Below are 13,891 nucleotides of genomic sequence, written 5' to 3' on the forward strand. Positions count from 1 at the left end.
GCACAATAGAGGGTCGCCGCATGCAGTTCCTGAAAATCCTGTTCTGGTGCCTGCTGGCGTTCGTCGCCGCAGTGTTCACCATAAGCAACTGGAACGCCGTCCAGATCCAGCTTTGGGGTGGGCTGATCGCAGACGTGAACCTGCCGCTGTTGCTGTTCGTGACGTTCCTGATCGGGTTCGTGCCGACGATGCTGTATAACCACGCGATCCGGTGGCGGCTGCGGCAACGGCTGTCGACGTGCGAGCGCGAATTGCTGGAACTGCGGACGCCAAGGCCAGAGCCGGTGGCGTTCGTGCCGGTCGAAACGCCGGTTGCGACACCGATGACGACGGTGACGGCACCGGTGACGCCCGCCGCCGTGCCGCCGGGTGACGTGCGATGAGCAACCGGATCTACGTCGCGCTCGACACGCCCGATCTGGCGCGCGCGAAAACGATCGCCGCGCGCGTCCGCCATCATGTCGGCGGGATCAAGCTGGGGCTCGAATTCTTCTCGGCGCACGGCCAGCCCGGCGTGCATGCGATGGCGGAGTTCGGCCTGCCGATCTTCCTCGACCTCAAATTACACGACATTCCGAACACGGTGGCGAAGGCGGTGCAGGCGCTCGGCGCGCTCGAACCTGCGATCCTCACGGTGCATGCCAGCGGCGGGCGGGCGATGCTCGAGGATGCGAAGGCCGCGGCGCCGATCGGCACCAAGGTGATCGCGGTGACGATGCTCACCAGCCTCGATGCGGCCGATCTCGCGGCCACCGGCGTTACCGGGAACGCGCACGACCAGGTCGCGCGGCTAACCGAACTGGCGCGCGAGGCTGGGGTCGACGGCATCGTCTGCTCGGGCGCCGAGGTCGCGGCGGCGAAGGCGATTTGGCCGAAGGGGTTCTTCGTGGTCCCCGGCGTGCGCCTGCCAGATGGCGCGATCGGCGACCAGAAGCGCGTGGTGACGCCGCGCCAGGCCAGGGACGCCGGTGCCTCGATTCTGGTGGTCGGCCGCCCGATCACGCAAGCCGAAGACCCCGACACCGCCGCTCGCGCCATGGCTGCGACGCTTTAGGCTTGCTCCGTCATCCTGACGAAAGTCAGGATCCAGAGTAACGAGCGTCGACTGCCATGGCTCTGGATCCTGACTTTCGTCAGGATGACGGGACGTGTTGCTGCCGAAGGAACCAGCATGACCACCGCCAAGATCTGCGGCCTTTCCACCCCCGCGACGCTCGACGCTGCGATCAAGCACGGCGCGAGCCATGTCGGGTTCGTGTTCTTCCCTGCTTCGCCGCGCCACGTGACGTTCGCGAAAGCCGCCGAACTCGCCGCACGCGTGCCGGGCCATGTCGCGAAGGTCGGCGTGTTCGTCGATCCGGAGGACGAGATGCTCGAGCAGGCGGTCGCATCGGCCGCGCTCGACGTGCTGCAACTCCACAAGGTGACGCCCGCGCGGACCGCCGCGATCCGCGCGAAGTTCGGGATCGAGACCTGGGTCGCGGTCGCGGTTCGGACGCGCGGCGATCTGGAGGCTGCGCACGGCTTCACCGGAGTCGCCGACCGGATACTCTATGATGCCAAGACCCCGGACTCGGCCGCATTGCCGGGCGGGATGGGCTTGCGGTTCGACTGGGACCTGCTCGATGGGTTTAAACATCCGCTGCCCTGGGCTCTGTCGGGCGGACTCGATCCGGCCAACGTGGCGGAGGCGATCCGCCGCACCGGCGCCAAACTTGTCGACGTGTCCTCGGGGGTCGAAAGCGAGCCCGGTATTAAGGACGAAACCAAGATCGCGTCGTTCCTCGCGGCTGCCCACACCTGAATTGTTCACCCGCGGAGGCGGGTGCCCAGACTGGATCGCCACCTTCGCGGGGATACAAGGGCTTGGCGCGACATTTCGAAGTGCTAAAGCGCTTCACATGAACGCTCCAACCCTCGCCCCCAACTCATACCGCGCCCAGCCCGACGAGCGCGGTCATTTCGGTGATTTCGGCGGCCGCTATGTCGCCGAGACGCTGATGCCGCTCGTCCTCGAACTCGACGAGGCGTATCGTGCCGCCAAGGCCGACCCTGCGTTCAAAGCGCAGTTCGACGACCTGCTCGAACATTATGTCGGCCGCCCGAGCCCGCTCTATTACGCCGAACGCCTCACCGAAGCGCTCCGCGAGTCTGCCCCCGAAGGCATGGGCGCGCAGATCTGGTTCAAGCGCGACGAGCTCAATCACACCGGCGCGCACAAGATCAACAACTGCATCGGCCAGATCCTGCTGGCGATGCGGATGGGCAAGACGCGGATCATCGCCGAGACCGGTGCGGGCCAGCACGGCGTCGCCACCGCCACGGTCTGCGCGCGCTTCGGCCTGCCCTGCGTGATCTACATGGGCGCGCGCGACATCGAGCGTCAGGCGCCCAACGTGTTCCGCATGAAGCTGCTCGGCGCCGAAGTCCGCCCGGTGACCAGCGGCGCGCATACGCTCAAGGACGCGATGAACGAGGGGATGCGCGACTGGGTCGCGAACGTCCACGACACCTTCTACATCATCGGCACCGCCGCCGGCCCGCATCCTTATCCCGAGATGGTCCGCGATTTCCAGAGCGTGATCGGTACCGAGGCACGCGCGCAGATGCTGTCGCGGGTCGGTCGCCTGCCGGACATGCTGGTCGCGGCGATCGGTGGCGGCTCGAACGCGATCGGGCTGTTCCACCCGTTCCTCGACGATGCCGACGTCCAGATGCTCGGCGTCGAGGCGGCGGGCCACGGGCTCGACAAGGAACATGCGGCCAGCCTCGCGGGCGGTTTCCCCGGCGTGCTCCACGGCAACAAGACGTACCTCTTGCAGGACGAGGACGGCCAGATCACCGAGGCGCATTCAATCTCGGCCGGGCTCGACTATCCCGGGATCGGCCCCGAGCATGCCTGGCTGCGCGATATCGGCCGGGTGGAATATGACAGCGCGACCGACCAGGAGGCGCTCGACGCGTTTCAGTTGCTGTGCCGGACCGAGGGCATCATCCCCGCGCTGGAGCCAAGCCACGCGATCGCGACCGTGGCGAAGAGGGCGCGCGAGATGCGGCAGGACCAGATCATCCTGGCCAATTTGTGCGGCCGCGGCGACAAGGATATCTTCACGGTGGCGGAAGCGCTCGGGGTGGCGATATGACTGGTGTCGCCACAAGCACCCTCGCCACACTTCGGTCGACGCTCCCCGCAGCCTTTATCCGTCACCCCAGCGAAAGCTGGGGTATCAATGGGGCGGGTGCCGTGATCGCCAACCGGGATACCCCAGCTTTCGCTGGGGTGACGGGTTTTGGCGTGGCTCGGGATATGCATCGAGCGACGAGCATTGCTTGTGAGGGGGGCAAGTGAGCCGCCTCGCCACCACCTTCGCCCGAACGGCATCGGAAGGCCGTGCCGCGCTTGTCGCGTTCGTCACCGCGGGTGATCCCACCACCGAGGCCACCGGCCCGATCCTCGACGCACTCGTCGCCGGCGGCGCGGATGCGATCGAGCTCGGCATGCCGTTCACAGACCCGATGGCCGACGGCCCCGCGATCCAGGCCGCGAACATCCGCAGCCTCGCGCAAGGCACCCGCACCGCGGACATCCTCGCCACTGCCACCGCGTTCCGCGCGCGCCACCCGGACGTGCCGCTCGTCCTGATGGGCTACGGCAACCCGATGCTCCGGCGCGGCGCGGACTGGTTCGCGCAGGCCGCTGCCAACGCTGGCGTCGACGGCGTGATCTGCGTCGACGTACCGCCCGAAGAAGACGATGCGCTCGGCCCGCAGTTGCGCGCCGCCGGAATCGACCTGATCCGCCTCGCCACCCCCACCACCGATGCCGCCCGCCTGCCGACCGTGCTCGATGGCGCGAGCGGGTTCCTGTATTACGTCTCGGTCGCCGGCATCACCGGGCTCCAGCAGGCACAGCAATCCTCGATCGAGGACGCCGTCGCCCGCCTGAAATCCCAGACCGACATCCCGATCGCGGTCGGCTTCGGCATCCGTACGCCCGAGCAGGCGGCCAACGTCGCGCGCGTCGCCGACGGAGTCGTGGTCGGCTCGGCGATCGTCGAACTGGTCGCGCAACACGGCACGGCTGCGGCCGAGCCGGTCCGCGCCTATATCAAGTCTCTCGCCGACGCCGTCGCTTCGGCCCGAAAGGTTCCCGCATGAGCTGGCTCAACAGCGTCCGCAACGTCCTGCCCTTCGTCGCGAAGCGCGAGACGCCCGAGAATCTCTGGCACAAGTGCAAGGGCTGCGGGCAGATGGTTTTCACCAAGGAGCTCGAGGACAATCTGTACGTCTGCCCGAAATGCGATCACCACGACCGCATCGGGCCGAAGATCCGCTTCGCGCAGCTGTTCGACGAAGGTAGCTGCAGCGAGCTGCCGGCCCCGAAAGTCCCCGAGGATCCGCTCAAGTTCCGCGACCAGAAGCGGTACACCGATCGCCTCAAGGCCGCACGGACCGACAATAGCGAGCAGGATGCGCTGATCAACGCACGCGGGGCGATCGACGGCCACCGGGTCGTGGTCGGCGTGCAGGACTTCGGCTTCATGGGCGGCTCGATGGGCCTCGCGGTCGGCGAAGCGTTTGTCCGCGGCGTCGAGGCGGCGATCGAGGACCGGGTTCCGTACGTGATCTTCACCGCGAGCGGCGGCGCGCGCATGCAGGAGGGCATCCTCAGCCTGATGCAGATGCCGCGCAGCACGGTCGCGATCCAGATGCTGCATGACGCCGGCCTGCCGTACATCGTCGTGCTGACCGACCCGACCTCGGGCGGTGTGATGGCGGCGTATGCGATGCTCGGCGACGTGCAGATCGCCGAGCCCAAGGCGACGCTCGCCTTCACCGGCCGCCGCGTGATCGAGAGCACGATCCGCGAAAAGCTGCCCGAGGATTTCCAGACGTCGGAATATTATCTCGAACACGGGATGATCGACATGGTCGTCCACCGGAAGGACCTGCGCGAGCAGCTCGGCACGGTCATCGGGTATCTCAGCGCGCGCGAAGCTGCGTAACATACTCCCTCTCCCCTCCGGGGAGAGGGTCGGGGTGAGGGGCGGCCCAGCAGTGCAGCGCCCGCAACAGCCCCTCACCCCAGCCCTCTCCCCAGAGGGGAGAGGGAATTAGAAGAATGCCTGACCACGCCGTTTCCTCCTCCCCTGCCGTGCAAGCCCAGCTCGACCGACTGACCGCGCTGTCCCCCGGCGCCGACATCCTCGGCCTCGAGCGCATAACCGCGCTGCTAGCCCGCCTCGGCGACCCGCACCTGAGCCTCCCCCCTGTGTTCCACGTCGCCGGCACCAACGGCAAAGGCTCGACCTGCGCCTTCCTCCGCGCTGCGATCGAAGCCGCCGGGCATAGCGTCCACGTCTATTCCTCCCCACACCTCGTCCGCTTCAACGAACGCATCCGCCTCGCGGGCAAATTGATCGACGACGATCTTCTCGCGGCCTTGCTATCGGAAGTCCTCGATCAAGCCGCCGACCTGCAAGCCAGCTTCTTCGAAGTCACCACCGCCGCCGCCTTCCTCGCCTTCGCCCGCACGCCAGCGGCGGCGACGATCGTAGAGGTCGGCCTCGGCGGCAGACTCGATGCGACCAACGTCATCCCCAATCCCGTCGTCACCGGCATCGCCGCGCTCGGCATCGATCACCAGTCGTTCCTCGGCGACACGCGGCTGGAGATCGCCGGCGAGAAGGCGGGCATCGCCAAGCCCGGCGTACCCCTCGTCACGATGGACTATCCCAAAGCCCTCCGCGCAAAGATCGCCGCGGTAGCCGCCGCCGCGGGTGCCCCCGTCCACGCGCGCGGCACCGCTTGGACGAGCGAGACCGCACGCTCGACCGTCCGCTACGAGGATACCGGCTTCTCGGTCGTCACCAACCGCCCCCGCCTCGTCGGCGCACATCAGTCGCGCAATCTCGCGCTGGCGATCGCGATGCTGCGGCATCAAGGCGTTGTGCACATTCCGGAAGCGGCGATGCGCGCCGCCGCCGACTGGGCGCATTGGCCGGCACGCATGCAGCGCCTGTCCGACGGCCCCCTGCTCGCGCGCCTGCCACAGGGCAGCGAGCTATGGCTCGACGGGGCGCATAATCCCAACGCCGCGCAACCGGTCGCGCGGGCGCTGCGGACGCTGGCGAAGGGGCGTCCGGTCACGCTGATTTTCGGGATGCTCGCGAACAAGGACGCCGAGGCGGTGGTCCGCATCCTGTCGCCGTCGGTCGGGCATGTCGTCGCGATCCCGGTGCCGGGGCACGCGCATCACGCGCCCGAGGCACTAGAAGCGCTCGCACGAAGCTTCGGGAAGACCGCCGAAACGTCGTCGACTCCCGCCGACGCGCTCGACCTGATCGGGACTCGGAGCGCCGTGCCCAACCTCGTCCTGATCGCTGGTTCGCTCTACCTCGCCGGTGAAGTGCTCGCAGCGAACGACCAGCCGCCGGACTGAGTCCTTATTGCTATTGACTATCAATAACGTACACGCGAGTTTGTGGACTCAACCACGGAGTCGCGTGAATGACCGATACCCGCCCCAGTTCGACGCCCAGTTCGACGCCCGCCTCGACCACCCTGCTCGCCAGCGCGACGGCGTTGCTGCCGCATCCACTACCGCCTTGTGAAAATGCGCTAATCGCCCTGTTCGCAATGCGCCGGATGGGCGCGCATGGGCTCGCCGACGCACGCGCCGCGCACACGATGTTCACCGCCTTCGGGCAGAGCTTCCGTCGCCCGCTGGTGCTGTTGCGCGCGCTGATGGCGGACCTCGCGGGCACCTCGGCGGGAACGATCGCGATCGCGCCCTGCTGCTGTGCGCGGATGACCCCGGCCGAGTCGGCAATGTTGTCGATCCTCGCGCGGGTCGAGATCGCGCCTGGGACAGCCCGCTATCTGATGACCGATCTCCTCGGCGTCCGCCGCGTCGACGGCGTCCTCGCCAGCGCCGCGGCCGTCGCCGCCGCGTTTGCCGACGAGGGGCGACCGGTCACGATGTAAGGTTAAACGGACTCGCCAGCCCGCGCGTCGCCCTCTCCCTCGACGCCGGCGCTGCCGATCGAGCGGTCGATCATCCCCGACCGGCTCATCCACCAGAACAACACGATCCCCGGTACCGCGAGCACCGTCGTCAGCAGGTAGAAGTCGACATAGCCGAACGCCTCGATCAGTGCGCCGGCGGTCGTGCCGGTGACGATCCGTCCGACGATGCTCGCTGCTGCCGAGATCAGCGCGAACTGCGCGGCGGTGAAGCGGAGGTCGCAGAGCGCGGAGAAATAGGCGATCACGACAACGCCGCCAAAGCCGCTCGACGCGTTCTCGAAGCCGATCGCCGCGGCCATGCCGAAGTTTGAGTGCCCGGCCGCCGCCACCGCCGCGAACGACAGGTTCGAGACGCCCATCAGCACGAGCGACAACAGCACCGATCGCTTCATCCCCATCCGCGCGTACAGGATGCCGCCGATGAAGATGCCGACCAGATACGCGATGAAGCCGATCCCGACATCGTAGAACGCGATCTCGTCGCCGGTGAAGCCAAGGTCGTCGAACAGCAGCCGCAACGTCAAATTGGCCAACGTATCGCCGACCTTGAAGATCAGGATGAAGGCAAGGACGACGAACGCGCCCTCGCGCGAGAAGAACTGGACGAACGGCCCCCAGATCGCGCGGAACCCCTCGGCGAGACCACGCCGTTCGATCGGCGGGCGGCGGCGTTCGGGCTCGCCCAGCGCCAAGCCGGCGAGTACCGCGGGTAGTGCGAACACCACGCACGCCAGATAGGCGGCGTTCCAGCCGGCCCGTTCAGCGACCACCAGCGCCAGCGCGCCCGAGCCTGCCGAGCCGATCCGCCAGCCATATTGGCTCATCCCCGATCCGACGCCCAATTGGCGCGGTTCGAGCGTTTCGATCCGGAACGCGTCGATCACGACGTCGAACGTCGCGCCCGCCGCGCCGACCAGGATCGCCGCGGTTGCAGTCGAGGCGATGCTGGCCGCCGGGTCGATCAGGGCCAGATTGACCACCGCGGCGACGACCAAAGCGGCGGTGACGATCAGCCACGAGACACGCTGGCCCAGCCTGCCGATGATCGGAAGCCGGACGCCATCGACCACCCACGCCCACAGGAATTTCAGATTATAGACGAGGAACGCAAGGCTGAACGCGGTGACTGTCTTCTTGTCGATGCCGCTCGCCGCCAGCCGCGTGGTCAACGTCGCCCCGATCATCGCGTAAGGGAAACCCGACGAGACGCCTAGCGCGAGCGCGGCCAGCGGCGCCTTTTCGACATACGGCCGAAACCCGTCGCGCCAGCTTTTGCCTTCGGTTCCGTCCATCGCACTTACGCTCCCACTCGCTTGCGCGGACCCTAACGGGAAATCGCCGATGCGCTACCCGTCAGGCGATGGAAGGCGGCAAACGTCAGGCCTTTGCTTCGAACAGCGTGAACCCCGACGGCACGCGCTTCGGCTTTTTGCCACCGATCATCGCCTCGATCGCCTCGATCGCAGCGATCAGATCGCGTGGTGCGTAGGGCTTGGCCATGCAGCCGTGCGCTAGCGTGGTTGCCTCGACCGGGCAGCTTCCGGTCACGAACATCACCGGCACGCCGCCAGCCTGCGCCGCACGGGCGACGTCGATGCCCGATCCGTCGGCGAGGTTCACGTCGACCAGGACCAGATCGACCACGGTGTCGCTTTCCAGGATCAGCAGCGCCTCGGCGACCCGGTCGATCGTCGCGACGATCGTGAAATCCGCCTCGGCCAGGAAATACTCGGTATCGAACGCCACCAACGGCTCGTCCTCGACCACGAGGAGCCGGACGATCTGCCGCTTCTTCTTCCCGAACAACATTGCCGAAAGGCCCCCGGACGCTAACGAAAGGTCGTTACGCTCGCGTGCCTTAACGCGCCGCAGCACGAACGGTCGCAAATATTTCGCGCTTCGAGGCGATCCATAGTATCAGCCGCGCCATGACGACTTCAAAAGACGATAGCCCGACTGCCAGCCCGTCGCCCGACGCGCCTGCAACTACTGCAACACCGGTAAAGGGCGACCGCATCGCCAAGCTGCTCGCGCGTGCCGGGATCGCCTCGCGCCGCGATATCGAGCGGATGATCGCCGAGGGGCGCGTCGCGCTCAACGGCTCGACACTCGACACGCCCGCGACGATCCTGCGCAATCTGAACGGCGTGACGGTCGACGGCGATCCGGTCGAAGCACCGAGCGCCGCGCGTCTGTTCCTTTATCACAAGCCGACCGGGCTGCTCGTCACCGAGCGCGATCCTGCCGGCCGCACGACGATCTACGATCGCCTGCCGCAGGATTTGCCGCGGCTGGTGCCGGTCGGTCGGCTCGATCTCAACACCGAAGGGCTGTTGCTGATGACCACCGATGGTGGCCTCAAGCGCCAGCTCGAACTGCCCGCGACCGGCGTCGAACGCGCCTATCGCGCACGCGCTTACGGCAACATCACGCAGCCGCAGCTCGAGGAACTGATCGAGGGGATCGAGATCGAGGGCGTCCGCTACGGCTCGATCAACGCGAATATCGAGCGTCGGACCGGCGCGAACGTGTGGATCGAAATGATCCTGACCGAGGGCAAGAACCGCGAAGTCCGCCGCGTGCTGGAGCATCTGGGGCTGCAAGTCTCGCGGCTGATCCGGACGCGGTACGGGCCGTTCGTGCTCGGCGACCTGCCGCCGGGGCAGATCGGCGAGGTCCTCCAGCACGACGTCGTCGCGTTCCAGAAGGAGCTGGCCAAGGGTCGGCCGGAGGGTCCGGGTGCGCGCGCGAACATCGGGATCAGCGCGAGTGCCGGCGCGGGCGCCGGGATCGGTGCGCGGTCGAGCCAGCGGGGCAGCAATGCATCGCGACCTGCCGCAACGCGCCCGGCGCCGGGTGCTCGACCTGCCGCTGGCGGTGCACGAACGCCGGTTCGGAGCCCGTACACAGCGCCCGCAAGCTCGGGGTTCACGAGCGGTACGGTGCCGACCGATCGTCCGTCGCGGCCTGCACGACCCGAGCGGATCCGTCCGACTGCGGCGATGCAGCGCGGCGACGTCAACGATCCGTGGGCACGGCCGGATGCGCGCAATGCCGCTCGGCCGACGGGAACGCATCACGCCCGGCCGACGAGTGGCGAAATGTCCAAGCCCTATGTACGGCAGGAACGGGCGGATCGTGGCGAGGAGCTGAGCACCAGCCCGAAGATCAAACATTTCCGAGCCGCCAAGCCGCCACGCGATCGTGCAGCCCCGTCGCGAGTCGGCGCCGGGGGCACTGTGACGCCACGTCGCGCGGAAACGCCGCAGCGTCAGGAGCCGCAGCGTGGTTTCCGTCCGCAGGCCGATGATTCGCGCGGCCGCAGCTCGCTCGACAAACGTGCCGCGCGCAGTGCGTCCGGGCGTCCGGGTGCCGAGCCACGGCCGGTTCGCGATGCACCGGCACGGCCCGAGCGGGGGACTCGTCCTACGGCGCCCGGCAAGGGTCCGTCGGGAGGGCGCGGTCATCCGCCCCGTACACCACGTGGAGGGAAGCGCTGATGCGTATCATCGCAGGGCAGTATCGCGGCCGTCAGATCGCCGCACCCAAGGGTGACACCACCCGCCCGACCGCCGACCGGATGCGCGAGACGTTGTTCTCGATGCTGACGAGCCGCGTCGGCAGCTTCGAGGGGTTGGCGGTCGCCGATCTGTTCGCAGGCTCGGGCGCGCTCGGGATCGAGGCACTCTCGCGCGGCGCGGCGACGTGCATGTTCGTCGAATCGGACAAGCTGGCGGTCGACGCGCTGAAGGCGAACCTCGCCAAGCTGGAAATCCGCGGCGATGTCCGCGCGACGTCGGTGATGGCGCTCGGGCCCGCACCGTCGCCGCTCGACGTGATCCTGATGGATCCGCCGTACGCCACCGGTGCGGGGTTAGTTGCGCTCGACAAGCTGTCGCGGCTGGGTTGGGTCGGGCCGGCAACGTGGATCAGCCTGGACACGGCGAAGGCCGAGGTTGTCGAACTGGCGGGCTTCGAGGTCGACGCCACGCGCGTGCACGGCAAGGCGCGGCTGACATTGTTGCGGCCAGCGTCAGCGTAAGGGCATGTTCTCCCGCGAAGGCGGGAGAACACATTAGTTCCGCGGGGTGCGGCCGAGGATCAGCAGCCCGCCAAGGCTCAGCACGCCCGCGGCCATCAGATACGCGCCAACCAGCCACAACCCGCGCGGCGCGAGCGCCTCCGCCACGATCGGCGCGAGCGCACCGCCGAGCACGCCGCCAAGATTGAACGTCATCGACACGCCGGTGTAGCGCACTCCGGCGGGGAACAGGCTCGGCAGCCATCCGCCGAGCGGTCCGTAGGCGAACCCCATCACGAATAGCGCGCCCGACAGCCACAGCCACACCGTGAACAGCGATCCCGAGCCCAGCATCGGTCCCATCATTGCGCCGACGCCGATGCACCCGGCAAACCCGATCGCCAGCATCCGCGCCGCCGAATGCCGATCCGCCAATACGCTCGCGACGATGACCCCGCCTGCTAGGAACCAGATCGCTACCAGCTCGACTGCAAGGAACGCCTCGCGCGAATAGCCGAGGGTCTTGGTGCCGTAGCCAAGCGCAAACGCCGTCGCGAGGTAGAACAAAGCGAAGCACGCGATGACGCCGAACGTGCCCGCCAACGTCGCGCGCAGATGCTGCGTGAGCAACGTCGCGATCGGCACCTTGGGGAGCGCTTCGGTCGCCTCGGCTTCGAGGAAGGCGGGCGTCTCGGTCAGCTTGAGACGCACCCACAGGCCGAGCCCGACGAGGATCGCGCTCAGCAGGAACGGGATCCGCCAGCCCCACGCCAGAAACTGCGCATCGTCCAACACCAGGCCGATCAGCAGGAACAGCCCGTTGGCGGCGAGGAATCCGACCGGCGCGCCGAGCGGCGGGAACATGCCCCACGTGTTCTTGCGGTGCGGCGGTGCGTTCTCCACCGCGAGCAACGCCGCCCCACCCCATTCGCCGCCAAGGCCCAGCCCCTGCCCCAATCGCATCAGGCAGAGCAGCGCGGGCGCGATCCAGCCGACCTGCGCATAGGTCGGCAGGAACGCGATCCCGACGGTCGATCCGCCCATCAGCAACAGCGAGGCGACGAGTGTGGACTTGCGCCCGACGCGGTCACCGAAATGCCCGAACACGATCGCCCCGACCGGCCGCGCGACGAAGGCGAGGCCGAACGTCGCGTAGCTAAGCAGCAACTGCGCCGAGTCGGACTGCCCCGAGAAAAACAGGGGGCCGAACACGAGCGCGGCGGCGGTGGCGTAGATGTAGAAATCGTAGAACTCGACCGCGGTGCCGACCAGGCTGGCGGCGAGGATGCGGCGGTTTGAGGCTAAGGTCGTCATCCCGATGGCATCGCCCCGCTCGCCATTCCGGTCAACCGATTGCCGCGCCCTCTGATCCTCCCCCGCCAGGGGGAGGTGGCTGGCGCTTGCCAGACGGAGGGGGAGGAAAGGGTAACGCCCTGCTCCGTATCCTCCCCCCGTCGCTTCGCGCCACCTCCCCCTGGCGGGGGAGGATCAGAGAGGCAGGACGATCCTGGCGACAAGCCCCGGGGCGTTGTCGGCGAGTTCGAAATGACCGTCGTGCAACCGCGCGACCGCTTCGATCAGCGCCATCCCGAGGCCCGCACCGGGGGTGGATCGCGCGCTGTCCAACCGCCCGAAGCGCTTCAACGCCTGCGCTCGGTCGGCGGCGGCGATGCCCGGGCCGCGATCCTCGACCTGGATCGCGACGCCGTCGGTGCGGTGGACGATCCGCAGCGTGACCTCGCCGCCCCCCGCGCCGTGGCGGAGCGCGTTGTCGATCAAATTGGTGATCGCCTGGCTGATCAGTTCGCGGTGCAGCTTCATCGGCGGCGGGCGATCGTCGATCGCGATCGTGAAGACGAGCCCGGCATCCTCCGCGACGGGCGCGTAGAGCTCGCCAATCTCTTCGAGCAGGTTCGCGGGCGATACCTCGATGAAACGATCGCGCGAGACCGAACCCGAGCGGCTGATCTCGATCACCATCGTCAGCATCCGCATGACGAGATCGGTCTCGACCAGCAGCCCGCCGAGCGCCGCCTCGCGCGCATCGGGATCGGCGATCAGCACCGCCTGCTCGGTCTTGGTGCGCAGGCGGGCGAGCGGCGAGCGCAGGTCGTGGGCGAGGCTGTCGGTGACGATCCGAAGTTCGGCCATCACGCCTTCCAGTTTCCCGAGCATGACGTTGAGCCGTGCGGCAAGGCGATCGAACGCGTCTCCACCGCCAGCGATCATATCCACGCGCCGCGAGAGATCCCCCTCGCCTGCCGCCTCGATCGCCTTGGCGATACCGTCGAGCCGGCGACTGACATAGCGCGTGAGGACCAGGCCGCCGATCACGCCGAGCGCCAACGACAGGAAGACGGCCACTGCAAGCGCCCGCTCGATCGCGCGCTCCTCGGCCGCGATCAGGTCGAGGTTGCGGCCGGTGAGCAGCCAGTAATCGCCGAGCGGGTGGAGCGCATAGCCGGTCTCTCGCGCGGACCAGAGTTCGTCGGAGCCAAGTCGCGCGATCCGGAACTGGGTCACGCGGAGGGGGACGGCGAGGCGCGCAGGCGAAATACCGACGACCGCGCGGCCCTTGGGATCGATCACGGCCAGCACCAGCGAGACGTCGCCGGGAACGACCGCGCTGTCGATCGCCTGCCGAACTGCGATCAGTCCGCCGCTGCGCCATACCGCGCGCAGGGCCTCGGACTGTTCGGTGGTTTCGCGGCGGATCGCGTCGATCGCGTCGGCGCTAGTGGTCTTCCAGACAAACCCGACCAGCGCGAGGTTCGACACCAGCGCCAGCGCGATCGAAAGCAACGCGATCCGGGCTGTTACCGAAAGGCGGATCGCCACCGC

General features: G+C 67.8%; 14 protein-coding genes. 10 read left to right on the forward strand and 4 right to left on the reverse strand.

The window, feature by feature from the left end; translation table 11 throughout:
* Positions 1–20 precede the first annotated feature (20 nt).
* The 8 genes from U1737_RS04095 (at position 21) to U1737_RS04130 (ending at position 6,987) form a co-directional block, all read left to right on the forward strand.
* On the forward strand, positions 21–383 hold the full coding sequence (locus tag U1737_RS04095; protein ID WP_332795733.1) for a LapA family protein: 363 nt from the start codon (positions 21–23) through the stop codon (positions 381–383).
* A complete protein-coding gene (pyrF, locus tag U1737_RS04100) occupies positions 380–1,054 on the forward strand; it encodes an orotidine-5'-phosphate decarboxylase (RefSeq protein WP_332795734.1) in 675 nt (224 codons plus the stop codon). Before U1737_RS04095 ends, pyrF begins: the two co-directional genes overlap by 4 nt.
* 117 nt (positions 1,055–1,171) lie before the next feature.
* Positions 1,172–1,804 (forward strand): phosphoribosylanthranilate isomerase, encoded by a 633-nt coding sequence (locus tag U1737_RS04105; protein ID WP_248521916.1) that lies wholly within the window; start codon positions 1,172–1,174, stop codon positions 1,802–1,804.
* Between the two features lie 97 nt (positions 1,805–1,901).
* Positions 1,902–3,143: a tryptophan synthase subunit beta gene (trpB, locus tag U1737_RS04110; RefSeq protein ID WP_248521917.1), complete on the forward strand. Its 1,242-nt coding sequence runs from the start codon at positions 1,902–1,904 to the stop codon at positions 3,141–3,143.
* A gap of 202 nt (positions 3,144–3,345) precedes the next feature.
* Positions 3,346–4,158, forward strand: coding sequence for a tryptophan synthase subunit alpha (gene trpA, locus U1737_RS04115; protein ID WP_248521918.1), 813 nt, complete (start codon positions 3,346–3,348; stop codon positions 4,156–4,158).
* Positions 4,155–5,006 (forward strand): acetyl-CoA carboxylase, carboxyltransferase subunit beta, encoded by an 852-nt coding sequence (accD, locus tag U1737_RS04120; RefSeq protein WP_056486848.1) that lies wholly within the window; start codon positions 4,155–4,157, stop codon positions 5,004–5,006. The genes trpA and accD overlap by 4 nt, the downstream gene beginning before the upstream one ends.
* Positions 5,007–5,122: 116 nt before the next feature.
* Positions 5,123–6,442, forward strand: coding sequence for a bifunctional folylpolyglutamate synthase/dihydrofolate synthase (locus U1737_RS04125; protein WP_332795735.1), 1,320 nt, complete (start codon positions 5,123–5,125; stop codon positions 6,440–6,442).
* A 68-nt stretch (positions 6,443–6,510) separates the two neighbouring features.
* Positions 6,511–6,987, forward strand: coding sequence for a DUF6628 family protein (locus U1737_RS04130; RefSeq protein WP_332795736.1), 477 nt, complete (start codon positions 6,511–6,513; stop codon positions 6,985–6,987).
* 2 nt (positions 6,988–6,989) lie between these two features.
* On the opposite strand, the gene U1737_RS04135 is transcribed toward U1737_RS04130, so the two are convergent.
* Positions 6,990–8,321 (reverse strand): MFS transporter, encoded by a 1,332-nt coding sequence (locus tag U1737_RS04135; protein ID WP_332795737.1) that lies wholly within the window; start codon positions 8,319–8,321, stop codon positions 6,990–6,992.
* 85 nt (positions 8,322–8,406) lie between these two features.
* The gene (locus tag U1737_RS04140; protein ID WP_332795738.1) at positions 8,407–8,838 is read right to left on the reverse strand and encodes a response regulator; all 432 of its coding nucleotides are present in this window, start codon (positions 8,836–8,838) and stop codon (positions 8,407–8,409) included.
* Positions 8,839–8,957: 119 nt separating this feature from the next.
* Between U1737_RS04140 and U1737_RS04145 the strand changes: the two genes are divergently transcribed.
* Positions 8,958–10,529 (forward strand): pseudouridine synthase, encoded by a 1,572-nt coding sequence (locus tag U1737_RS04145; RefSeq protein WP_332795739.1) that lies wholly within the window; start codon positions 8,958–8,960, stop codon positions 10,527–10,529.
* Positions 10,529–11,071 (forward strand): 16S rRNA (guanine(966)-N(2))-methyltransferase RsmD, encoded by a 543-nt coding sequence (gene rsmD, locus U1737_RS04150; protein ID WP_332795740.1) that lies wholly within the window; start codon positions 10,529–10,531, stop codon positions 11,069–11,071. The genes U1737_RS04145 and rsmD overlap by 1 nt, the downstream gene beginning before the upstream one ends.
* Before the next feature lie 33 nt (positions 11,072–11,104).
* Here the strand turns inward: rsmD and U1737_RS04155 are convergent, their stop codons facing one another.
* Together U1737_RS04155 and U1737_RS04160 are read right to left on the reverse strand one after the other, a co-directional pair.
* Positions 11,105–12,364 carry an MFS transporter gene (locus U1737_RS04155; protein ID WP_332795741.1) on the reverse strand — a complete coding sequence of 420 codons (1,260 nt, stop codon included), beginning with the start codon at positions 12,362–12,364 and terminating at the stop codon, positions 11,105–11,107.
* Between the two features lie 174 nt (positions 12,365–12,538).
* Positions 12,539–13,888, reverse strand: coding sequence for a sensor histidine kinase (locus U1737_RS04160; RefSeq protein ID WP_332795742.1), 1,350 nt, complete (start codon positions 13,886–13,888; stop codon positions 12,539–12,541).
* Positions 13,889–13,891: the final 3 nt, after the last annotated feature.

It is taken from the genome of Sphingomonas fucosidasi, from assembly GCF_036663855.1.
GTDB lineage: Bacteria > Pseudomonadota > Alphaproteobacteria > Sphingomonadales > Sphingomonadaceae > Sphingomonas > Sphingomonas faeni_B.

Bases quoted from the DNA above. Each gene is read 5' to 3' on its own strand.
- U1737_RS04155 (WP_332795741.1), bottom strand. From the start codon at position 12,364: ATGACGACCTTAGCCTCAAACCGCCGCATCCTCGCCGCCAGCCTGGTC.
- U1737_RS04095 (WP_332795733.1), top strand. From the start codon at position 21: ATGCAGTTCCTGAAAATCCTGTTCTGGTGCCTGCTGGCGTTCGTCGCC.
- trpB (WP_248521917.1), top strand. From the start codon at position 1,902: ATGAACGCTCCAACCCTCGCCCCCAACTCATACCGCGCCCAGCCCGAC.
- accD (WP_056486848.1), top strand. From the start codon at position 4,155: ATGAGCTGGCTCAACAGCGTCCGCAACGTCCTGCCCTTCGTCGCGAAG.
- U1737_RS04145 (WP_332795739.1), top strand. From the start codon at position 8,958: ATGACGACTTCAAAAGACGATAGCCCGACTGCCAGCCCGTCGCCCGAC.
- pyrF (WP_332795734.1), top strand. From the start codon at position 380: ATGAGCAACCGGATCTACGTCGCGCTCGACACGCCCGATCTGGCGCGC.
- U1737_RS04130 (WP_332795736.1), top strand. From the start codon at position 6,511: ATGACCGATACCCGCCCCAGTTCGACGCCCAGTTCGACGCCCGCCTCG.
- rsmD (WP_332795740.1), top strand. From the start codon at position 10,529: ATGCGTATCATCGCAGGGCAGTATCGCGGCCGTCAGATCGCCGCACCC.
- U1737_RS04140 (WP_332795738.1), bottom strand. From the start codon at position 8,838: ATGTTGTTCGGGAAGAAGAAGCGGCAGATCGTCCGGCTCCTCGTGGTC.
- U1737_RS04105 (WP_248521916.1), top strand. From the start codon at position 1,172: ATGACCACCGCCAAGATCTGCGGCCTTTCCACCCCCGCGACGCTCGAC.
- U1737_RS04135 (WP_332795737.1), bottom strand. From the start codon at position 8,321: ATGGACGGAACCGAAGGCAAAAGCTGGCGCGACGGGTTTCGGCCGTAT.
- U1737_RS04125 (WP_332795735.1), top strand. From the start codon at position 5,123: ATGCCTGACCACGCCGTTTCCTCCTCCCCTGCCGTGCAAGCCCAGCTC.